Below are 344 nucleotides of genomic sequence, written 5' to 3' on the forward strand. Positions count from 1 at the left end.
GTCTCGGCGCCCAACGCCACCGTGCTGGTCATCGCCTCCGACCCCGGAGCCACCACCATCAACGTCACGGTCACCCGGGTCGGCGCATAAGCGCTGCGCCAGACCCGAATCGCGGTTTTCACGGGAGGTTTCATGGGCAAGCGGCCCTTTACGAGGACCGACGGCCAGGCGCGGCTCGCCGTCGCGGCCTGCACCGGAGTGGGTATCGCGGTGCTGCTTCCCGCGGTGCCCGCGCGGGCGGATCTTGATGATGTTTTCGACCAGCTGTTCTCGCCGTTTGTGGACGCGGCGACCAGCGGCGTCGACTGGGATGCGTTCACCGACGCCACGGCGTGGAGCACCTT

1 protein-coding gene is annotated in these 344 nt (G+C 68.3%); it reads left to right on the forward strand.

Features of this window, described 5'->3' with window-relative positions:
* Positions 1 to 132: 132 nt before the first annotated feature.
* A partial coding sequence (locus LI92_RS23595) for a hypothetical protein (protein ID WP_152665590.1) occupies positions 133 to 344 on the forward strand: 212 nt, incomplete at its 3' end.

The organism is Mycobacterium sp. UM_Kg1 (assembly GCF_000972925.1).
Taxonomy (GTDB): domain Bacteria; phylum Actinomycetota; class Actinomycetes; order Mycobacteriales; family Mycobacteriaceae; genus Mycobacterium; species Mycobacterium hiberniae.